This window comes from Streptomyces sp. NBC_00158, from assembly GCF_045160885.1.
Lineage (GTDB): Bacteria > Actinomycetota > Actinomycetes > Streptomycetales > Streptomycetaceae > Streptomyces.
The window spans coordinates 2842920-2864456 of sequence record NZ_CP108161.1; the positions used below are offsets into that span (position 1 = coordinate 2842920).

A 21537-nucleotide genomic window follows, 5' to 3' on the forward strand; every position below is an offset into this window, starting at 1 on the left:
GGGCATCAGGGCATCCCCCCAGTTCTGTAGGGGGGATATCAGGGTTGCGCCAGGGTAGGGCCCGGTGCCGGGGGGCCGCACCGCCCGTCACCATGGACCCATGACCGACGTACAAGACGCCCCGCCCGGGGATCCCGGGGCACCGGCCCCCGCCGAGCGGCCACCCCTGCGCCGCAGCAAGCGCGACAAGGTCCTCGCGGGCGTGTGCGGCGGCCTCGGCCGGTACTTCGACCTGGACCCGGTGGTGTTCCGGATCGTCCTCGGGGTGCTCGCCGTCACCGGCGGCGTCGGCCTGATCTTCTACGGCTTCGCGTGGCTGCTGCTCCCCCTGGAGGGGGACGAGGACAGCGAGGGCAAGCGGCTGCTGACCGGCCGCGTCGAGGGCGCCACCCTCGCCGCCGTGTTCAGCGCCCTGGTGGGCTGCGCCCTGTTCCTGTCGATGCTGGACAACGGGGTGATGGGGGCCTTCTCGGTCCTGGTCATCCTGGCCCTCGGCGGGGCCTCCTACTGGTCCCGGCGCCACCGCGCCGCAGCCGCCCCCGAGGTGCGGGCCCCGGCCTCGCACCGCCCGGCGCCGCCCGAGACGCAGGCGCCGCCGGTGCCGGGCAGCCCCTCCTGGTGGCGGGACCCACTGGTCAAGGACGGCACCACGGGCCCGGTCGGCTCGGCCGGCTACCTGTGGGGCCCCGACGACGGGGACTCCGGCCGGGACCGGCCGGGCACCGCCCCGGAGAAGCCCCGGCGCGGGGTGCCCGCACGGCCGCGCGGCGGCATCGGCGGCCGGGTGTTCGTACTGGCCGTGCTGGCGGGAGGCATCGGCACCGCTTCGGTGTGGGAGGGCAGCACCCTCGGGCACGCCCTCCAGGTGGGCCTCGCGTCCGCGCTCGCCGTCTTCGGGCTGGGTCTGGCCGTCAGCTCCGTCAAGGGCCGCACCGGCTTCGGCACGGTCCTGCTCGGCCTGCTCACCGCCGTGCTGCTCGCGGGTGCGGTGGCCATGCCGCGCGAGATCGGCACCGACTGGCGGGACACCGCCTGGCGCCCGGCGGCGGTGGCCGACGTACGTCCCGCGTACGAGGCGGGGACCGGGCTGGCGACCCTGGACCTGAGCCGCCTGGACGTGCCCAAGGGCGCGACCGTGGCCGTCCGCGCCTCCATCGAGGCGGGCCGGCTGAAGGTGGTCCTCCCCCGGGAGGTCACCGCGCACGCAGACGTGTCGATCCGGCTCGGCGACATCGAGCTGCCCGGGGACACCGGCCCCGGCATCCGGATCAGGAGCGAGGGCGAGAGCCGGCGGGCGACCCTGCCCCCGGCCGCCGGCACCGAGGCCGGCGGGACGATCGAGCTGCGCCTGGAGGCGGGCGTGGGACAGGTGGAGGTGGCCCGTGCGGCGTCATGAGTTCCAGCCGGGACGGCTGCTGGCGGGGCTGGTCCTGACCGCCGCGGGCGTGCTCTACCTGCTCGACGCGGCCGGCGAGACGGACGTGCCGTGGTTCCTGGTGGTCCCGTTCGCGGTGGGCGGGCTGGTGCTGGCCGCCCTGGTCGGGATGGTCACGTACGCCGTGCGCCGGGATCAGCGCGACCGGATCATCGAGTCGAAGGACCAGTAGGGCGCCCCCGCGAGGACCAGTGGGGTCCAGGCCATCAGGTACGCCAGGTCGTTGCCGTAGTAGTACGGGGTCACGGCCCAGGAGACGGTGAGCCACAGGCTGAGCGAGATGAGCAGGCCGCCGGCGGCGGCGAGCCGGGTCAGCACCCCGGCGAGCACGCCGAGTCCGACGAGGAGTTCCCCGATGGCGATGGCCACGCCGAAGCCGACGGGGGCCTTCAGGGCGAGGTCCACCAGGGCGGGGATCGCGGAGGTGTCGCGCACCCCGCGCATCATCTCGCCGATCGAGCCGCTGCCGGTCTCCGCGAGGAAGCCCCCGGCCGTCAGCTTGTCGATGCCTGCGTAGACGAAGGTCACGCCGAGGAAGATCCGCAGCGGGAAGAGCGCGTAGCGGGTGGCCAGCTCCTTGAGCGGGGTGGTCGTCCGCTGCCCGGATGGGGCGTCAGTTCGGGTCACGCCCCCATGTCTACCCCGTTCACTCGGCCACGTCGATGACGCAGCGGTTGGATTCCACCCCCGCGGCCGTGACCACCTGGACGTCGACGCGGCCCGGCTCGACCTCCGCGGGCACCGGAACGGTGAGCACCGAGTCGGAGGGGTTGGTGAACCCGCCCGCCACCGGGACCAGCGGCACGTGCACGTGGACCGCCCCGACCCGTACGACCAGCCGGGCGAGCATCTCCGGGGTCCGCGCGCCGGGCGGCACGAAGCCGACGCCGCGGATCTCGATGTCGTCGCCGGGCCGGACGGCCGCGTCGATGTCGCCGGGCTCGCGCCTGCGGACCACCGAGAGCACCAGCGGGCGGCTGCCCTCGGCGTACTTCGCCGCGAGGTACACCGCCGCCGAGAGGGCCACCAGCATGGCCAGCGCCCACGGCAGCTGCGGCAGCCGGTCGGGAAACCGGGCCAGCGACACCGCCGCGTAGGCCAGCACGACGGTGGAGACGAGCACGTACTGCGCGTCCGGGAAGCTGCCGCGGCCGTCGTCGTCCGTCAGCAGGTCCACCCCGCGCGGCCGGTCCGCCGGCAGCTTCTGCAGCCGCTGCCCCATGATGCGTACGCAGACCACGCGGCGGACCAGCACCGCCACCGCGGAGGTCAGCGCGACCACCGACAGCAGCGGCAGCGCCCGCTCCAGCGCGAACCCCTGGTACAGGGTCTCGCGCTCGGGGCCGGGCGAGGAGGCGGCCAGCCGCAGCGCGGGCAGCAGCGCCGCGAACGCGGTCAGCACCAGCCAGGCGCTCGGCACCGCCTTCGAGGTCGACAGCCGGTTGTCCTCCCCCACGACCGGGGCCAGCAGCCCGCCGCGCAGCGACTGGGCGCGGGCGGCGGCGGTGAGCAGCCCGGCGAGCAGCACCGCGGCCAGCAGACCGGCGGTGCGGGCGGCGGACCAGCCGGTGCCGAGCGCGGTGCCGACCTGGACCAGCAGGAGCACCCCGGCGGCGATCCACAGGGTGAGGACGGCCCGTCGGGAGAACAGGTACAGCCAGGAGTTCCCGGCCTCCCGGCCCCGGTCGGCGACCGTGCGGGCGGACAGGGCCAGCTCGTCGGAGACCCACTGGCGGGAGGCGCCGAGGGAGTGGGCCACCGCGGCCGGCACCCCTTGCCCGGCGGCGAACTCGTCCCGTTTCTCCAGGAACGCGGCGACCGCTCTGCGGTGCCCCTCCCGTGCGCAGTCGTCGCAGGCGCAGACGGCGGTGTGGGTACTCCGGGACATCTCTTGGACAGCCACGTGCGTGCCGCCTCTCTGAACTACGGTGCAATGCCAGCGAATTGTGCACCACTGCGGCAGTGCTCCGGATTGCGCACGATGTCAGAGCAGGTGATTAACGGTTCATGATGTTGACGCCACGTCCTCGACGGTCTGCCACAGCGGCTGGTAGCTCACCCACGCGGCGAGATCACCGCCGAACCGATCCCGCGTGGCCACGGCCGCGCGGTGGTCGACGGGCACCGGTTTCCCGGCCGCCCGAGCGATCAGCTGCACCTGCGCGGCCCGCTCCGCCGCGATGAACCACCAGGCGGCCGCGTCCACCGATCCGCCGACCGTCAGCAGTCCCTGGTTGCGCAGGATCAGCGCCTTGTACGGGCCGAGGGCGCGGGCCACCCGCCACGGGTCGGCGACGCCGCCGCCGGGGTACTCGTCCAGCAGCGCGTGGTCCTCGTAGAAGGCGCAGGCCTCCTGCGTGACCGGGGCCAGCAGCTCGCCGAGGCAGGCCAGCGCCCTGCCGTACGGGCCCTGCGCGCGGACCACGGCGACGGCGTCGGGCCGGGCCCGGTGGACGGCGGCGTGCACGGCGAACGCCAGCTCGTTGAGCCGCCGGCCGCCCTCCAGCACCCGGCCGTCGCCGTCGGCGAGCAGCAGGTCCTCGGGGCGGATGCCCGCGAAGGCCCGGCCGAAGGGGTTCACCCAGTAGCAGTCCGCGAACTCGGGGTCCCGCGCGGTGACGTGCCCCGAGACGCCGTCCTCGTACCCGAGGCGCCCCAGCAGCCGCAGCGTCCCGGCGAGCCGCTCCTTGCGGTGGGCGCGCTCGCGGGCCGGGTCCTCGTGCACCGGCGGCATCTCGAAGGCCAGCCGGTCCACCGGCACGGGCACGGGCTGGTCCGGCACGGCTTTCCCCTCCCCCTTGACCACGTTCGCGGCGCAAGGTACCGGCGCGGCCGCCAACTGGCCATAGGAACGACGGAGCCGCCGCCCCCCGTCGAGGGGTGCGGCGGCTCCGTCAGGGCCTGCGGGTGGGTACTACTCCCACTCGATGGTGCCCGGGGGCTTGCTGGTGCAGTCCAGGACCACGCGGTTCACGTCCGGCACCTCGTTGGTGATGCGGGTCGAGATGCGGGCGAGGACCTCGTACGGCATGCGCGTCCAGTCCGCGGTCATCGCGTCCTCGGAGGAGACGGGGCGCAGCACGATGGGGTGGCCGTAGGTGCGGCCGTCGCCCTGGACGCCGACGCTGCGGACGTCCGCGAGGAGGACGACCGGGCACTGCCAGATCTCGCGGTCGAGACCGGCGGCGGTGAGCTCGTGGCGGGCGATGGCGTCGGCCTCGCGCAGCAGGTCCAGGCGCTCCTTGGTGACCTCGCCGACGATGCGGATGCCGAGGCCGGGGCCGGGGAAGGGCTGGCGCTGGACGATCTCCTCGGGCAGGCCGAGCTCCTGGCCGACCATCCGGACCTCGTCCTTGAAGAGCTGGCGCAGCGGCTCGACGAGCTCGAACTCGATGTCGTCGGGGAGGCCGCCCACGTTGTGGTGCGACTTGATGTTCGCGGTGCCGGTGCCGCCGCCGGACTCCACGACGTCCGGGTACAGGGTGCCCTGGACCAGGAACGCGACCGCCGGGCCGTCCTCCTGGAGGATCTCCAGCTGGGCCTGCTCGAAGACGCGGATGAACTCACGGCCGATGATCTTGCGCTTGGTCTCCGGGTCGGAGACGCCGGCCAGCGCGGTCAGGAAGCGCTCCTGCGCGTCGACGACCTTCAGCTGCACGCCGGTGGCCGCGACGAAGTCCTTCTCGACCTGCTCGGTCTCGCCCTTGCGCATCAGGCCGTGGTCGACGTACACGCAGGTCAGCTGGGAGCCGATGGCCTTCTGGACGAGGGCCGCGGCGACCGCGGAGTCCACGCCGCCGGACAGGCCGCAGATGGCGCGCTTGTCGCCGACCTGCGCCTTGATCGCCGCGATCTGCTCCTCGACGATGTTGCCGGTGGTCCAGGTGGGCTTCAGGCCCGCGCCCCGGTAGAGGAAGTGCTCCAGGACCTGCTGGCCGTGCGTGGAGTGCATCACCTCGGGGTGGTACTGCACGCCGTACAGCTTCTGCTCGTCGTTCTCGAAGGCCGCGACCGGGACGACGTTCGTCGACGCGGTGACGGTGAAGCCCTCGGGGGCGGCGGAGCAGGCGTCGCCGTGGGACATCCACACCGACTGGTTCTCGGGGGTGCCCTCGAAGAGGGTGGAGCCGGACTTGGAGACGGACAGCGGGGTGCGGCCGTACTCGCGCGCGCCGGTGTTGTCGACGGTGCCGCCGAGGGTCGTCGCCATCAGCTGGAAGCCGTAGCACATGCCGAAGACCGGGACGCCGGAGCCGAAGAGGGCCTGGGCGTCGTCCAGGCGCGGGGCGCCCTCCTCGTACACGGAGGACGGGCCGCCGGAGAGGATGATCGCCTTGGGGTCCTTGGCGAGCATCTCGGCCACGGGCATCGTGCTGGGCACGATCTCGCTGTAGACGCGGGCCTCGCGGACGCGGCGGGCGATGAGCTGGGCGTACTGCGCGCCGAAGTCGACGACGAGGACCGTGTCCGGGGCGCTGTCGTGGGCGGCGGAGGGTGCTTCTGGCACGGGGCGGCCTTCCGGCGGAAAGTGGTGGCTGTTTTGTCGATTCTACCGGTGGCGCCGGCCGCCGTTTTGTCGCACCATCCGAGGCCCACGTCACGCCCGGGCCGCCCCGGCGCCCGGGAGCGGGTCACCGCGGGGGCGTCTCAGCATCCGGGCCCGGTTGGCCGGGGCCCGGCCGGGGGGCCATAATCCACACCATGCGCAAGCAGCTGAGCTTCCTCTTTACCTATGGCACCGGCCGGTCCGGTCGCCATGGGTCATCGTGATGCTCGCTTGAGCCGCTGACTTCCCAGAGCGCCCCGGTCCGACAGGACCGGGGCGCTCCGCGTTTCCGCTCCTGCCGGGCCACCGCCCACCACCCAGCACAGGAGAGACGCCATGACCACGATCGCCACCACCCCCGAGCAGCTGATCGCCGGCTCCCGCGAGCGCATCGACGCCCTCGACGACCGCATCATCGGGCTGATCCAGGAGCGGATGGCCGTGTCGGCCGTCATCCAGGAGGCCCGGATCGGCGCGGGCGGCCGGCGGGTGCACCTGTCGCGCGAGATGGAGGTGCTCTCCCATTGGAGCGATGCCCTCGGCAAGCCGGGGACCGCCCTCGCGATGACCCTGCTGGAGCTGTGCCGGGGCCGCGTCTGAGCGCGCGGCCGCCCGTTCGTCACCCGTCCGGAGCGTGACCGGGGCGGGGGCCCTTCGTTGGTGAGGTTGTCCGTGCCAGCCAGGCGCGGGACGAAGCAGCACCACGCGTGGCTCCACGGGAGCGATGAGACGCGACGCCCGACGGCGCGCGTCGTGGGACCTCGCTCCCTCGTGTGACCGGACGGCAGGGGACAGCAGCCCGGTCACCCCATGAGGACGGCCGGCCCGGGGGACGCCCCGGGCCGGCCGTTCGTCATTCCGTGTCCCGCAGGCCTACGCGTGCGCGCCGCCGTTGTTGCCGCGGCGGCGGAAGGACAGGTACAGCGCGGCGCCGACGGCGAACAGCCCGGCCCCGGCGATGCCGACCAGGCCGGCCGTGCTGCCGGTGGAGGCCAGCGGGCCGCCGTTGCGGCCGGCGGCCCCGGTGGCGTTGTTGCCCGTGGTGGAGCCGTTGCCGCTGCCCGCGGTGGGCGAGGCGGTCCCGGAGGTGCTCGGGGAGGCGCTGCCGGAGGCGGAGGGGCTCGGCGACTTGGTCGGGGTGGCCGTCGGGTTCGCCGTGAAGTCGGCCTGGTTGTTGGTCAGCACCTTGTCGAAGGTGTGCCGCGTGAACTCGCCCTTCGCGTCGAGGGTGCCGACGGAGACGGCGCCCTTGGCGTCCTTGACGGCCTTCTCGATCTTGAGCTCGAAGGGGAACTCCAGCTTCTCCTTCTCCAGCACGGACGTCCCGGTGGCGCAGCGGTACTGCGTCGGCTGGACGGCGCGGCAGGCCGCCGGGGCCGTGAGGACCTTCACGCCCTTCGGGAGGACCACGTCGACCAGGGCCGCGGGCCCCGTGCCGGTGACCCAGGCGGGGCCGTTGTTGCGGGCGGCGACGACGGCCTTGACCGTCGTGCCCGCCGCGCCCTTGACGGTGAGGGCCTCGGCCGCGAAGTCGGCGGTGTTCTCCACCGTGAAGGCGGCTTCGAGCTTGTTGTCGGCCTCGTTCAGGTCGGGGGCGCGCAGCGGGGCGGCCTCCGCCTTCTCGCGGGCGACCAGCTTGCGGCCCGTCCCGGGCGCGGCACCGGCCGCGTCGGTCTCCTTGGTGTCGGGCTTCTTGGCGTCCGGGGCCTTGGCGTCCGCGGCCTTCTGCGGGGCGCCCGCCGGGTAGATGCCGTACGTGAACCGCTCGTGGAAGGCGTTCGCGCCGGCCTTCAGGTGCAGCGGGCTGTCGCCGGCCAGCTCGTAGGTGGCCTTGGCCTTGAACTCCCCCTCGACCGTGCAGACGACGGTGTTGGAGGTGCGGTCGGTGCGGTAGGCGCAGTTGTCGTAGCGCTCCGGGAGCTCCAGGCCGCGGGTGGCCTCCAGTTCCAGGATCACGCCCTTCGCCGGCTCCGTGCCCTCGTTGCGGAACGCGAGGGGCAGGGTCTGGCTCTCGCCCGGCTTCGGGTCCGTCTTGAGGGGCAGCTTCCGCATGATCAGGTCGGGGCCGCCGATGCTCAGGGTGGTAACGGCGGGGGTGATGGTGGCGCCGGCGGCCGTGCCGGTCACCGTGACCGCTGCGGAGGCCCGTTCGGCGGCCCCCTTCTCGGCGGTGGCCACCAGTTGCAGGCCGGGGTTCGGGCCCTTGTCCTTGCAGACGAGCTTGGTGCCGTTCTCCACGCACTTCTGGGGTGCGGCGGCGCTCTCCTTGACGGAGGCGATGCCGGCGACCGCGGTCCGGTCGACGGTGAAGGTGAACTCGCCGGCGAAGGAGCCGACGCCTTCCAGGCGGAAGGACATGGCCACCGGCTGCGGGGCACCCGTCGCCGGGTGGGGGCGGAGGGCGAGGGCGGACTGCCCGGCCAGGTGGAAGACGGGGTCCGCGGATTCGGCGGCCATCGCGGTGGGGGTGGTCAGCCCCACGGCCACCAGGCCGCACGCGGCCAGCAGGGAGATGCGCTGTCTCATGCCCCCCTTGACCGCCGGACCGCCGCCCCGGTTGCACTGTTCCCCGTGTGACCGACACCACAGCTTGCCGCAAAGGATTCCGGTACAACCTTTTTCGGCAACCGCCTGTCCACTCTTGTACTGCGGCGGGTACCGCGCTCGGAGGGGGAGCGCGGTACCCGCCGCGGTCGTCTTCCCGGGGTCAGTGCTCCGGTTCCGGTTGCCTGGGCGGGATTTCGGGGACCGCGAGGAACGGCAGCCGCAGGGCGCCGAAGGCCTCCTTGGGCACGGCCGGTGCGACCGGCTCCACCGCCTCCAGCCTCCGGTACGCCTCCCCCTGCGCGGGCCGCCGGTCCGCCTCGCCCTTGTTGGGCCAGTACGACATGGCCCGCTCGGCCTGCGCCGTGATCGTCAGGGACGGGTTGACCCCGAGGTTGGCGGAGACCGCCGAGCCGTCGACCACCGAGATGCCCGGGTGCCCGTACAGCCGGTGGTACGGGTCCACCACGCCCTCCTCCGCGGAGGCGCCGATGGGGCAGCCGCCGAGGAAGTGCGCGGTCAGCGGGGTGCCCATCAGCTCGCCGATGTTGCTGCCCGGGAATCCGTTGATCTCCTCGGCCAGCAGCGTGGCCGCCTCGGTGGCCTCGGCGATCTGCACCGGGTTGGGCGCCCCGTGGCCCTGCCGGGCCGTCAGCAGGCCCTTGCCGATGCCGCCGGGCTTGCGGTAGGTGGTCAGGGAGTTGTCCAGGGACTGCATGACCAGGCCGATGATGGTCCGCTCCGACCAGCGCCGGTTCGACAGGGAGCGCAGCAGCTGCACGGGGTGGGTGGCGGTGCGGGCGAACCAGGCCCGGACCCGGTGCCTGGCGTGGGGCACCTGGAGGATCGTCATGAACCCCATGGCGTTGGAGCCCTTGCCGTAGCGGACGGGCTCGATGTGGGTGTCGGCGTTGGGGTGCACGGACGAGGTGATGGCCACGCCCCGGGTGAAGTCCGCGCGGGCCCCGGCGCCGTGCCGCCTGCGGTAGCGGCGGTCGTCGGTCTGGGCGCCGACCAGGCCCTCGGAGTTGGTCCGGGTCAGGTCGCCGAGCCGGGCGGAGATCCGGGGGAGCTCGCCGAGGTCCTTCATGGTGTGCAGCAGGGTCTGGGTGCCGTACGTTCCCGCCGCGACGACCACGTGCCGGGCGCGCAGCACCTGCGCCCTGCCCCTGCGGCGGTCGGCGGTGGGGACGATGCGGACCCGGTATCCGCCGTCGGGGTGTTCGGAGAGGGCGGTGACGGTGGTCATGGGGCGGATCTCCGCCCCGGCCTTCTCCGCGAGGTGCAGGTAGTTCTCGCCCAGGGTGTTCTTCGCGCCGTGCCGGCAGCCGGTCATGCACTCGCCGCATTCGGTGCAGGCCTTGCGGGCGGGCCCGGCGCCGCCGAAGTACGGGTCGGGGACCTCCTGGCCGGGGCGGACCGCGGGCTGTCCCGCCGCGTCCTCGCCGTCGCCGAAGAACACGCCGACCGGCGCCATGTGGAAGGAGTCCCCGACGCCCATCTTCTCGGCGACGGCCTTCAGGTGGACGTCGGAGGGGGTGAGCGTCGGGTTGAGCCGTACGCCCAGCATCCGCTTGGCCTGGTCGTAGTACGGGGCGAGTTCCTCCCGCCAGTCGGTGATGGAGGCCCACTGCCGGTCCTCGAAGAACGCGGCGGGCGGCACGTACAGGGTGTTGGCGTAGTTGAGCGAGCCGCCGCCGACCCCGGCGCCGGCCAGCACCATCACGTTGCCGAGCAGGTGGATGCGCTGGATCCCGTACAGCCCGAGGGCGGGCGCCCACAGGTAGTTGCGCAGGTCCCAGCTGTTGCGGGGCAGGTCCTCGCGGGTGAAGCGGCGTCCTGCCTCCAGGACGCCGACCCGGTAGCCCTTCTCGGTCAGGCGCAGCGCCGAGACCGAGCCGCCGAAACCCGATCCGATGACGATGACGTCGTAGTCGTACGCGTGGTCCTGCTCGTGGTCGTGCTCGTGGTCGCGGTCGTGAGGCACGGGTTCCCCTTAGCGCAGTCGGAGGGCCTTGAGGACCTTGAGGCTGCTCGTCATGAAACGGGCGTACTGCTCGTCGTCCATGCCGAGCGAGGGTGCCATCGGGAGCAGCCGCTGGTGGGCGACGGTCTGCGCCTCGGTGTACTTGAGGATGCCCTCGGAGCCGTGCCGGCGGCCGAGGCCGGATTCCTTCATGCCGCCCATGGGGGCCTGGGCGCTGCCGTAGGCGGGGGCGTAGCCGTCGTTGATGTTGACGGTGCCGGTGCGCAGCCGGGCGGCGACGGCGTGGCCGCGCCGGGCGTCCTTGGTCCAGACGCTGGAGTTGAGGCCGTACGGGGTGGCGTTGGCCTGGGCGACGGCATCGTCCTCGTCGGTGAACCGGTAGATCGAGACGACCGGGCCGAAGGTCTCCTCGGCGCAGACCGACATGGGGGCCTCGACCCCGTCGAGGATGGTGGGCTCGTAGAAGAGCGGGCCGATGTCGGGGCGGGCGGTGCCGCCGGCGACGAGGGTGGCGCCCTTGGCGACGGCCTCGTCCACGTGCCGCCGCACGGTCTCCAGCTGGCGTTCGCCGACGAGGGAGCCCATGTCGGCGCCGTAGGCGAGGGAGGCGCCGAGCCGCATGGCCTTGGTGCGGGCGGCGAAGCGCTCGACGAAGGCGTCGGCGATCGAGGCGTGGACGTAGAGCCGCTCGATGGAGATGCAGAGCTGTCCGGCGGAGGAGAAGCAGGCGCGGACGGCGCCGGCGGCCGCCTTCTCGACGTCGGCGTCGTGCAGGACGAGCATGGCGTTCTTGCCGCCGAGTTCGAGGGAGACGCCGACCAGGCGGGCGGCCGCGCCCTGGGCGACCTCTCGGCCGGTGCGGGTGGAGCCGGTGAAGGAGACGTAGTCGGCGTGCCGGACCACCTCGGGGCCGACGACCGGGCCCTCGCCGAGGACGACCTGGAAGACCTCGGCGGGCAGTCCGGCCTCGATGAGCAGGTCGCGGGCCCACAGGGCGGTCAGCGCGGTCTCGGTGTCGGGCTTCATGACGACGGCGTTGCCCGAGACGAAGGCGGGCAGGGCGTCGCCGACGGAGAGTTCGAGGGGGTAGTTCCAGGGGGCGATCTGGCCGACGACCCCGCGCGGCTGGCGGAGCTCGGTGACCTTGGTGAGGGTCGGCATGGCGCCGGTGTGGCCCTTGGGGCGCAGGTACGAGGGTGCCTTGCGGCCGTAGTGGCGGGCGGCGACGGCGACGGCCTGGACCTCCTCGTGGGCGTGCAGGCGGGCCTTGCCGGTCTCCAGCTGGATGAGGTCGAGGACCTCGGACTGGCGGGCGAGGACCAGGTCGTGGAAGCGCAGCAGAACGGCGGCGCGCCGCCGTACGGGGACGGCGGCCCAGGCGGCCTGGGCGGCGCGGGCCTCGGCGAAGGCGGTGGCCACGTCCTCGGGGGTGGCCTCGGGCAGGTCCGCCAGCTTCGCCCCGGTGAAGGGGGTGTGGTTGGCGGTCCGGCCGGAGCCGATCACTCCGCGGGTGAGCCGGGTGACCAGGGCGGGGGTCACCACGTCGGCGGCGGTGCGGGCGCCTGCCGGGGCCGTGGCGACCGGGTTGGTGGGCTGCGGTGCGGAGCGGAGGGTGGCGGCGGGGGCCTGCGAGTCCGTCATGGCGGTGAGCGTATTGGGCGGGCGCGCCTTTGGGTACCCGTGGGTAACCGGATTTTGCCAAATCTGCCAGCAATCGCTGGCAGGATGGCCGGGGACGGCGGCCCGCCCCGGCCCGGCGCCCCTGCCCGGCCGGCCTAGCTTCCCTTGCCGGCCGGCTCCCAGCCACTGAGCACGATGTCGAACCGCTGGCGGGTCGTGGCCCAGTCCGACACGGGGCCCGTCATGTAGATCGCGTACTCGGTGCCGTCCGGGGCGTAGTACATCTGCTCGATGGCCCGGCGCGGCCCGGCGTGCACCCCCTTCTCGGTCCACGTGAAGTCCCACAGCGCGGCCTGGGTGCTCTCCCGGAAGGTGTTCGGGGCGAGCTTCTGCCGCTTGTAGTCCGTCCGCTTCGCCACCTGCTTCTCCAGGTCGAGCACGTGCGCGTACGGGTCCTTGAAGTCCGGGGTGGGGTCGGCGGCGATCCGGATGTAGTGCTTGCCGTCGTCCCCCGTGTAGTCGATCTGGTCGCCGAACACCTGGCGCTTCCAGCCCTTGGGGACGAACAGGGTGAAGCCGTCCGGGTCGGTGACCTTCTCCCACCCGTCCGGCGGGGTGGCGGCCTTCTTGCCGCTCTGGCCGGTCTGGCCGGTCTGGCCCTCGGTGGCGCTCGTGTTCTTGTCGGAGCCGCCGCCCTTGTCCGCTTCCCCGTCGTCGCCGGTGTACTTCAGCAGCCCGAAGACCGCGCCGCCGCCGAGCAGCGCCGCGACCACGGCCACCACGGCGGCCCGGCGCAGCCGGCCCTGCGGGCGCCCGGCGGGGGCCGCCGGCCGCTCGGGCAGGGCGGTGGTGGCGGCCGACGCGGGTACCGGGGCGGGATCCGCCGCCGGGGCCGGGGCCTGGGCGGGGGGCTGGGGCGCCTGCGCGGAGGCCCGCTCCTCGTCGCTCACCGCGCGGGTGGGCACGTACGCCTGGGCGGCCTTCGGCTCGCGGCCCTCCATCGCTTCCAGCAGCATCCGCTCGGCCTCCGCGGCCGAGGGACGCTCGGCCGGGTCCTTGCGCAGCAGCGCCGTGATGACCGGACCGAGGGCACCGGACTGGCGGGGCACGGGCGGCTCGTCGTTCACCACGGCCTGGAGGCTGGAGATCGGCGAGGTCCGGCGGAAGGGCGAACGGGCCTCGACGGCCGTGTACAGGGTGGCGCCCAGCGACCACAGGTCGGAGGACGGGTCGGGGGCGCCGCCCGTGACCCGCTCCGGGGCCAGGTAGTCGATGGACCCGACGAGTTCACCCGTCCGCGTGATCGACGAGTCGCCCTCGATCGCGGCGATCCCGAAGTCGGTCAGCAGTACCCGGCCGTCCTTGGCCAGCAGCACGTTGCCCGGCTTCACGTCCCGGTGCATCACGCCGACCGCGTGCGCGGCGCGCAGCGCGCCCAGCACGTGCAGGCCGATCCGGGCCGCCTCGCGGGGCTCGATCCGGCCGGCGGCCTTGGCCGCCTCGGCGAGGGAGGGGCCGTCGATGTGCTCCATGACGATCCACGGCCGGTCGTCGTGCTCCAGCACGTCGTGGACGGTCACCACCGCCGGATGCTGGATCCGGGCCGCGGCCCGCGCCTCCTTCTGCGTCCGGGCGTGCATGACCTCCCGGTCGGCCTGGGACACGTAGAGCCCCGCCGTCAGTTCCTTGACCGCGACCGTTCTGTGCAGCAGCTCGTCATGCGCGCGCCACACCTTCCCCATGCCGCCGCTGCCGATCGGCTCCACGAGCCGGTACCGGCCTGCGAGCACCGCACCCGCGCCTGTCTGCTGTTCCACGAATTCCCGCCGCTCTGTGCACTCCACGCCAGATTACGGAGCCTGCGGGCGCTGCCGGAACAAGGCGGGGCCCGTAAACCGGCACTGTGACGCAATCGCCGTACTGATCGTCCGTCAGCCTCCGGCTTTGTAACTCGCCGTCGCCCTCTCGAAGACGTCCGTGACCTTGTCCTGGTTGTCCTCCGGTCCCGTGACCATGACGACGTGGTAGGCGCCGCCGAGCACGACGACGAAGTTCCGGGCGAACAGGGACCGCCCCGCCGCGTCGATCCAGGTGTAGCGGCCCGTCACCCGCAACTGCTGACCCACCTTCGTCGATTTGACGTCCCCGCCCGACGCCCAGGTGGAGTTGCGGTACGGGGCCAGCTCGGGCTCCTTGTCCTTCTGGTAGCCCAGCGGGTCCGGATCCCCGCCCTCGACCCGGTCCCGGCCCGGTACGACGATCAGGGTGAACTGGCCCTGGGTGTAGCGCACCTGCCCGGCCTCGTTGATGGAATGGCGCTCCCAGCCGTTCGGCACGGCGATGCTGAAGTGCGCCGGGTCCTGCTGGACGGTGTAGCCCTCCGGCGCGGGTGCGTCGCCCTGCGGGGCGGGCTTGGACTCCGGGGCTCCGCTCGGGGTGCGCCCGGGGGTCTGCGCCGGCTTGGACGCCGGGCCCTGCTGGGGGCTCCCCGGGCCGGAGGGGGAGGCCGCCGGGCTCTGGGCGGCCGTGGGCTGCTGCCCGGAGTCCGCCGCGCGGGGCAGGAAGAGCATCGCGTACGCCACCCCGCCCGCGAGCAGGGCCAGTACGCCGACCAGCAGCAGCCGGCCGAGGGAGCGCGGCTCGCCGGGGGCGGCGGGGTTGCGGTGGCGTCCGTGCAGCTCGCCGCGCCGGCGGGGGACGGGCAGCCGGGCGGGGTCCGGCTCGGGCAGCGGGAGGCCGGCGAAGTCGCCGTCTGGCTCGGGCGCTGAGCGGATCAGCGAGCGCAGCCAGCCGCGCAGCTCCTCGAAGTCGGGCCGCTCGGCCGGGTCCTGGCGCAGCAGGGACTCCACGACCGGGCGCAGCGGGCCGCAGTCCTCGGCGAAGGCGGGCGGCTCGGCGCAGACCATCTCGACGAGCTCCGCGACGCTGTCCTCGGGGTACGGGGCGTGCCCCTGGACGGCGCGGTACAGCAGGGCTCCGAGGGCCCAGAGGTCGGCTGCGGGGCCGACGGGCGCGGCCAGCTGCCAGTTGCCCTGCACGGGGCCGGCGGCCTGCTCGGGCGCCCAGCGCTCGGTGAGGGGGCCGACGACGGCCATCCGGGTCTGCCGGGCGCGCTCGGCGTCGAGGCCGGTGCGGGGGCCGCCCCAGGCTCCGCCGGTACGGGGGCGGTGGACGGGCGTTGGGGCGGGGACGGGTGCGGGGGCGGGCGCGGGGGCAGGGGCGGGCGCGGGGGTGCGGCCGGCTGCGGGGGCCGGGCGCGGGGCCGGGACCGCGGGGGGCTCGGCCTGGCGGTAGCCCTGCGGGAGGGCGAGCTGGGCGGGCAGCGCGGGCCGGGCCGGGGCGGGTTCCGGCTCCGGCTCCGGCTCCGGCTCCGGCTCCGGCTCCGGGGTGTGGGCGGGCTCCGACTGCTCGGGTTCCGGCTGCGGCTCCGGCTGCGGTTCGGGCGGTGTCTGCGGCTCGGCCGGGCGACGGGGGGCGACCCCGTGCCAGGGCGTGGCGGCGGCGGTGTCCGGCCCCCCGTACGGGTACGCGTACTCCTGGGGCAGGTTGGCCCCGGTCGGCGGCAGCACCGGCACCACCACCGGGCCGCGTGCGCCGCGCTGGCGCGCCACCTCGGCGGTGGCCGCCCGGGTTCCGGCCCGCAACGCGGCGATGGTCCCGGCGCGGGCGGACGCCTCGGCGGCGGCCGGGTCCTGCGCGGGCGGCGGGGCGGGCCGGGCCTGCGGCGGCTCCGGGGCCCGTTCGGGGGTGATGTGGTCCGAGTAGCGGGGGCCGGTGTCGTACCCGGGCGCCACCAGCGGCGCGTACCGGGGCCCTTCGTCGGGGGCTCCGGCGGGCGGGGACGGCGGCGCCGGGTCGGGGGCGGGGTGCGGGGGCGGCGGGGTGCCCCAGGCGGCGTCCGCGCCCGCGTCCCCGCCCGGCTCCCCGGTGTCCGGCGGCGGCACCGGGTCGTACCCGCAGAGGGCCTCCTCGGCGGCGCCCGCCGCCAGGCCCGTCAGGACGACCCGTCCGTCCTCGCATATCAACACGGTCCGGGCCGTGATGTTGCGGTGCGTCCAGCCGTGCGCGTGCAGTACGCGCAGCGCGGTCAGCACGTCGGAGGCGACCTCCGCCGCCCTGTAGGGGCTCAGCGGCTCGTCGGCGATCAGCGCGGCCAGCGGCCTGGCGGGGACGAGTTCGCTCACTATCCACAGCGAGCCGTCCTCCGCGAACACGTCGAAGACCTGGTCGAGACGGGGATGGTCCGGTACGGAGGCGGCCGCCTGGGCGGCGGCGATCGCCCGCCGGACGGCGGGGAGTTCCCCGGCGGCGACGGTGTGCGCGCCCGTTCCGTCGAGGAGTTCGGCGTCCACGACCTCGGGCAGCGGCACCTGCCGGACGAGGACCTCCTGCCCGCTGCGCGTGTCGAAGGCGCGGGTCTCTATCAGCTCGTACTCGTCGGACGGCGGAATCGGCAGACGGTAGCGGTCGGACAGGATCCGGCCGGCGTAGTCCTCCACATCGCCTCCCCCGAGTGCGGTCCCCCATGGCCCCCGCTGGACACGATACGTCGCCGGGGCCGCCCGCGTCCCGGGCTTGCGAGGCCCGTCAGCCCAACGGCTGGAAGGTCTGGAAGGCGGTGTCGCGCAGCTGGGTGCACTCGGGGCCGTCCCACTGGTCGGCGGCGCAGCTGATCATGATGGCGTAACCGTGGGTGGCGTCCGCCTTGAAGCCGCGGTTGAGGACGCGGACCCGGGTGCCCTGCTGGTCCCGCTCGAACTCCCAGTCCGCGACGGTCGGGTAGTTGCGGTAGCTCACCGCGTCGAGGCGTATCTGGCGGTAGTTCTTGCTGCTGCCCGCGACGGCCGGGGCGAGCTTGGACCAGGCGAGGCGGGCGTCGTTGCCCGGGCTGCCGGTGTAGTCGACCTGGATCCTCGGGAAGCCGCCGTCGCGGCTGTATATCGCGCCGGAGTTCTCGCCCGCGGTGCCGGTCTGACGGAAGCCCTCGGGCATCGCCATCGAGAAGTGGAACCCGAGGTCCGTCACGGTGGCGAAGCCGGCCGGGAGTCCGCCGGAGCCGCCGGGGCTGGCGCCCTGGCCCTGGCTCTGGCTCTGCTGCTGCGCCGGGTTCTGGCCCTGACCCTGACCCTGGCCCGGGTCGGTGCCGCCGGGGGTGCCGCTGGGCTCGGGCGTGCCCGGGGTACCGCTGGGGTTCGCGCTCGGCGAGGAACCGGCCGACGCGGCCGGGCCGTTGCCGGCGGAGCTGCCGGGCGAGGGGCTGCCGGAGACGGCCGGGCCGCCCTTGCCCTCGTTCTTGCGGCCGCCGTCCTTGCCGTCGCCCTTGATCATGTACGCGATGAGCGAGCCGACCACCGCGAGGACCACGACCACCGCGGCTATGGCGAGCACGATGGTGCGGCGCGGCACCACGTCGGTGAGCGAGGGCCCGGGCTGCGCGGGCCGGGCCGGGGGCGCCTCGGCCGCGGCAGCGGCGGCGGCCTCGGCGGCGGCCGCCTTGCGGGCGGCCTTCAGCGCGGCGCGGGTCCGCTCGCGCTGCTCGCGCTCGCGGCGCTCGCGTTCCTTCTTCGCGGCCTTCTCGGCTGCCGCGTCGGCCTTGGTGAGGGAGATCGGGCGGGTCTCCTCGACCGGCGGGACCGGCTGCGGCTCCGGGGCCGCGACCGGCTCGGGGGCGTTGATCACGGCGGTGAGCATGGCCCGCGCCTGGTCCTCGCCGAGGCGCATGGCCGGGTCCTTGACCAGCAGCCCGTAGATGACCTCGGTCAGCGGGGCGCCGGCGTTCTGCGGCGGGTCCACGGGCTCGGTCATCACCGCGGTGAGCGTGGCGAGGGCGTTGCCCTTGTCGTACGGGGGTACGCCCTCGACGGCCGCGTACAGCAGCCCGCCGAGGGACCACATGTCCGCGGGCGGGCCGGGCTTCTGGCCGCGGGCGCGCTCCGGGGAGATGTACGAGGGGGCGCCGACGAGCATGCCGGTGGAGGTGATGGAGGGGTCGCCCTCCACCTGGGCGATGCCGAAGTCGGTGAGCACGACGCGGCCGGAGGCGGCGATCAGCACGTTGGACGGCTTCACGTCGCGGTGCAGGATCCCCTGGCGGTGCGCGGCACGGAGCACGTCGAGCACGGCGAGGCCGACCTCGGCCGCGCGGTGCGGGGTCAGGGGGCCGTTCTCCCGGACGAACTCGGCGAGCGAGGGGCCCTCGATGAGCTCCATGACGATCCAGGGGCGGGCGTCCTCGTCGACGACGTCGAAGACGGTGACGGCGCCTTCGTTGCGGATCCGGGCGATGGCCTTGGCCTCGCGGAGGGTCCTGGTGATGAGGCGTCGCTTCTCGTCCTCGTCGACGCCGTTGCCGAAGCGGAGCTCCTTGACGGCGACGGTACGGCCGAGGACCTCGTCCTCGGCGCGCCAGACGGTGCCCATGCCGCCCTTGCCGAGCACGTCCCCCAGCCGGTACCGCCCGGCCAGCAACCGCCCCTCGCGCCGCGCCTCTTCGGCTCCGCCCCCTTCCGGATCCCCCGCCTCGGCGGACCCGTCCTCGACGGCCTCGCCCTTGGCGGACCCGCCCTTCTCCACGCTCACCTTCACGGGCGCGTCCTTCTTGGGCTCGCCCCCGGCGGACGCCGCCTCGGCGGGCCCGTCCTCGACGGGTGCCGCGTCCACGGGCGCGCCCTTCGCGGAAGCACCCTCCGCCACGGCCGCCTTGGCGGGAGCGCCCTTCTCCGCGCTCGCCTGCGCGGGCGCGTCCTTCTCGGCCGCCGCCTCGGCAGGCTCGCCGATGGCGGACGCCGCCTTCGCGGGCTCGTCCCCGGTTCCGTCCTTTGCGGGAGCGGCCCCAGCAGGCTCGGCCTTGGCGGAAGCGGCCTTCGCCACGGCCGGTTTGGCGGGCGCACCGTCGGCAGGCGCGTCCTTGGGCGGCGCCGCCTTCACGGGCTCGTCCGCGACGGGATCGCCCTTCGGGGGTGCGGCGTCCACGGGCGCGTCCTTCGCGGAAGCGGCCTTCGCCACGGCCGCCTTGGCGGGGGCGTCCTCGGCGGGGGCGTTCTTCGACGGGGTGCCCTTCGCGGGAGCGTCGCCGGCGTCACCGGCGGGAGCGTCCTGCTCGGGGGCGTCGACGTCCCCGGACGGAGCCGGCTTCGCCGGGGCGGCGGCGCGCGGCCGGGGCACGGCCGTGGCCTCGGTGCCGCCGGCCGACGCGGCCTTCGACACCTTCGCAGTGGAAGCGGAACCGGCGGAGCCGACGCCTCCGTCATCCAGCTTCGCCGTAGGCGCCCCGGCAGACGACTCGGTGTGCTCCGGCTTCGACATGCGTCCCCTCTGCGATCGTGCAGCCTGCCCCGGCTGCCTCGGCAGCCGCCGGGGGGCACGGTAATCCACCCCGGCAGAAACCTCATTGTTGCTCACTCCGCATCCGACGGGAGCCCCGGGTCCGCCGGTTCCCCCTCCTGTATCTCGGAGTTACAACGGGACGATGTCGGGCGCCCCCAGCCGTGCCGCGTCCGCCGTCTGGTCGTCCGGCTGGCGCTGTGATTCCCGCTCCGCCTGGACCCGCTTCTCGTAGTGCTCGACCTCCTTCTCGATCTGCTGCTTGTCCCACCCCAGCACCGGAGCCATCAATTCCGCACACTCGCGCGCCGATCGCGTCCCCCGGTCGAAGGTCTCGATGGAGATCCGGGTCCGCCGGGTCAGCACGTCGTCCAGGTGCCGGGCGCCCTCGTGCGAGGCGGCGTAGACGATCTCCGCGCGCAGGTAGTCCTCCGCACCGGTCACCGGCTCGGCGAGCCCCGGGTCGGCCTCGATCAGGCCGAGCAGTTCCTCCGTCAGGGATCCGTACCGGTTCAACAGGTGTTCCACCCGCACCACATGGAGTCCCGTCCGCGCGGCGATGCGGGCGCGGCCGTTCCACAGGGCCCGGTAGCCCTCCGCCCCCACCAGCGGCACGTCCTCCGTCACGCACGCCGCGACCCGCTGGTCCAGCCCGTGCACCGCCTCGTCGACCGCGTCCTTCGCCATCACCCGGTACGTCGTGTACTTGCCGCCCGCCACCACCACCAGCCCCGGCACCGGATGGGCGACCGTGTGCTCGCGCGAGAGCTTGCTCGTCGCGTCCGACTCCCCCGCCAGCAGCGGCCGCAGGCCCGCGTACACGCCCTGGACGTCGTCCCGCGTGAGCGGCACGGCCAGCACCGAGTTCACGTGCTCCAGCAGGTAGTCGATGTCCGCGCTCGACGCCGCCGGGTGCGCCTTGTCCAGGTCCCAGTCCGTGTCCGTGGTGCCCACGATCCAGTGCCGGCCCCACGGGATCACGAACAGCACCGACTTCTCGGTCCGCAGGATCAGCCCGGTGCTGGAGTGGATCCGGTCCTTCGGCACGACCAGGTGGATCCCCTTGGAGGCCCGTACGTGGAACTGCCCGCGCTCCCCGATCAACGCCTGCGTGTCGTCCGTCCACACCCCGGTCGCGTTCACGATCTGCTTGGCGCGGATCTCGTACTCGCCCCCGCCCTCCACGTCGCGCACCTTCGCCCCGACCACCCGCTCGCCCTCGCGCAGGAAGCCGACCACCCTCGCCCGATTGGCGCAGTGCGCCCCGTACGCCGCGGCCGTCCGGACGAGCGTGGCGACGTAGCGCGCGTCGTCCATCTGGGCGTCGTAGTACTGCAGCGCGCCCACGAGGGCGTCCTTGCGCAGGGCCGGGGCGATGCTCAGCGCCCGTTTGCGCGTGAGGTGGCGGTGGGTGGGCAGGCCCCGCCCGTGCCCGCTGGAGACGGACATCGCGTCGTACAGGGCCACGCCCGAGCCCGCGTAGAAGCGCTCCCAGCCCTTGTGCTGGAGCGGGTACAGGAAGGGCACCGGCTTCACCAGGTGCGGGGCGAGCCGCTCCAGCAGCAGCCCGCGCTCCTTGAGCGCCTCCCGGACGAGGGCGAAGTCGAGCATCTCCAGGTAGCGCAGGCCGCCGTGGATCAGCTTGCTCGACCGGCTCGACGTCCCGGACGCCCAGTCACGGGCCTCCACCAGGCCCGTGGACAGGCCTCTGGTCACGGCGTCCAGCGCGGTGCCCGCGCCGACCACGCCCGCGCCGACCACCAGAACGTCCACTTCCCGTTCGGCCATCCGGGCGAGCGCCTCCGTGCGCTGTGCCGGTCCCAGTGTCGCTGTCCTCACGGCTGCCTCCCGTTGGTGCGGGCCGTACCCGCTCGGTGCGGGTGATCCCGCTCACATCCCCCGCTTCTCGATTCTGACCGGCCGCACCCACATCAGCCACCGCCTGTGGACAACACAACGGCGACCACCACCCCACAATGCGACATATCTGTCATATATACGCCTAGTCTGACATTGCGCCAGCTCCAGTCGTCCACAGGACTTGCGCACACCGCCCCCTCATGCATGCCAGGGAAGGGAAGG

Annotated in this window: 13 protein-coding genes and 1 pseudogene; 3 read left to right on the plus strand and 11 right to left on the minus strand. The window is 74.0% G+C overall.

Translation table 11 applies throughout. The features are described from left to right. Positions 1–100 precede the first annotated feature (100 nt). Positions 101–1396 carry a PspC domain-containing protein gene (locus OG553_RS12850; protein ID WP_405979126.1) on the plus strand — a complete coding sequence of 432 codons (1296 nt, stop codon included), beginning with the start codon at positions 101–103 and terminating at the stop codon, positions 1394–1396. After that, positions 1383–1607 (plus strand): hypothetical protein, encoded by a 225-nt coding sequence (locus tag OG553_RS12855; RefSeq protein WP_405979127.1) that lies wholly within the window; start codon positions 1383–1385, stop codon positions 1605–1607. The genes OG553_RS12850 and OG553_RS12855 overlap by 14 nt, the downstream gene beginning before the upstream one ends. On the opposite strand, the gene OG553_RS12860 is transcribed toward OG553_RS12855, so the two are convergent. The 4 genes from OG553_RS12860 to guaA all read right to left on the minus strand — a co-directional run bounded on the left by OG553_RS12860 (position 1571) and on the right by guaA (position 5942). Beyond that, on the minus strand, positions 1571–2062 hold the full coding sequence (locus OG553_RS12860) for a DoxX family protein (RefSeq protein ID WP_405979128.1): 492 nt from the start codon (positions 2060–2062) through the stop codon (positions 1571–1573). The genes OG553_RS12855 and OG553_RS12860 overlap by 37 nt on opposite strands. 19 nt (positions 2063–2081) lie before the next feature. Further along, entirely contained in the window at positions 2082–3323 is a 1242-nt protein-coding gene (locus OG553_RS12865; protein WP_405979129.1) for a hypothetical protein, read from the minus strand. A 117-nt stretch (positions 3324–3440) separates the two neighbouring features. Further along, the gene (locus tag OG553_RS12870) at positions 3441–4217 is read right to left on the minus strand and encodes a class II aldolase/adducin family protein (protein ID WP_405979130.1); all 777 of its coding nucleotides are present in this window, start codon (positions 4215–4217) and stop codon (positions 3441–3443) included. Positions 4218–4349: 132 nt separating this feature from the next. Beyond that, positions 4350–5942, minus strand: a complete 1593-nt coding sequence (gene guaA, locus OG553_RS12875) for a glutamine-hydrolyzing GMP synthase (protein WP_405979131.1) — start codon at positions 5940–5942, stop codon at positions 4350–4352. A 372-nt stretch (positions 5943–6314) separates the two neighbouring features. On the opposite strand from guaA, the pseudogene OG553_RS12880 reads away from it, so the two are divergent. Continuing rightward, positions 6315–6581: pseudogene (locus OG553_RS12880) on the plus strand (chorismate mutase); the annotation flags it as partial. Between the two features lie 273 nt (positions 6582–6854). On the opposite strand, the gene OG553_RS12885 reads toward OG553_RS12880, so the two are convergent. From OG553_RS12885 to OG553_RS12915, 7 genes are all read right to left on the minus strand, one after another. Continuing rightward, complete coding sequence (locus tag OG553_RS12885) at positions 6855–8507, minus strand: hypothetical protein (RefSeq protein ID WP_405979132.1); 1653 nt, start codon at positions 8505–8507, stop codon at positions 6855–6857. A gap of 181 nt (positions 8508–8688) precedes the next feature. After that, a complete protein-coding gene (locus tag OG553_RS12890; protein ID WP_405979133.1) occupies positions 8689–10512 on the minus strand; it encodes a GMC oxidoreductase in 1824 nt (607 codons plus the stop codon). 9 nt (positions 10513–10521) lie between these two features. After that, the gene (locus tag OG553_RS12895) at positions 10522–12153 is read right to left on the minus strand and encodes a succinic semialdehyde dehydrogenase (RefSeq protein WP_405979134.1); all 1632 of its coding nucleotides are present in this window, start codon (positions 12151–12153) and stop codon (positions 10522–10524) included. A gap of 134 nt (positions 12154–12287) precedes the next feature. Next, complete coding sequence (locus OG553_RS12900; RefSeq protein ID WP_405979135.1) at positions 12288–13949, minus strand: serine/threonine-protein kinase; 1662 nt, start codon at positions 13947–13949, stop codon at positions 12288–12290. 114 nt (positions 13950–14063) lie between these two features. Beyond that, positions 14064–16631 carry a protein kinase gene (locus OG553_RS12905; RefSeq protein WP_405979136.1) on the minus strand — a complete coding sequence of 856 codons (2568 nt, stop codon included), beginning with the start codon at positions 16629–16631 and terminating at the stop codon, positions 14064–14066. Between the two features lie 88 nt (positions 16632–16719). After that, a complete protein-coding gene (locus OG553_RS12910; protein ID WP_405979137.1) occupies positions 16720–19338 on the minus strand; it encodes a protein kinase domain-containing protein in 2619 nt (872 codons plus the stop codon). A 249-nt stretch (positions 19339–19587) separates the two neighbouring features. Then, positions 19588–21294, minus strand: a complete 1707-nt coding sequence (locus OG553_RS12915; protein ID WP_405979138.1) for a glycerol-3-phosphate dehydrogenase/oxidase — start codon at positions 21292–21294, stop codon at positions 19588–19590. Positions 21295–21537: the final 243 nt, after the last annotated feature.

Excerpts from the sequence above, each read along its gene's own strand:
- OG553_RS12865 (WP_405979129.1), bottom strand. The coding sequence starts at position 3,323 with ATGTCCCGGAGTACCCACACCGCCGTCTGCGCCTGCGACGACTGCGCA.
- OG553_RS12850 (WP_405979126.1), top strand. The coding sequence starts at position 101 with ATGACCGACGTACAAGACGCCCCGCCCGGGGATCCCGGGGCACCGGCC.
- OG553_RS12895 (WP_405979134.1), bottom strand. The coding sequence starts at position 12,153 with ATGACGGACTCGCAGGCCCCCGCCGCCACCCTCCGCTCCGCACCGCAG.
- OG553_RS12885 (WP_405979132.1), bottom strand. The coding sequence starts at position 8,507 with ATGAGACAGCGCATCTCCCTGCTGGCCGCGTGCGGCCTGGTGGCCGTG.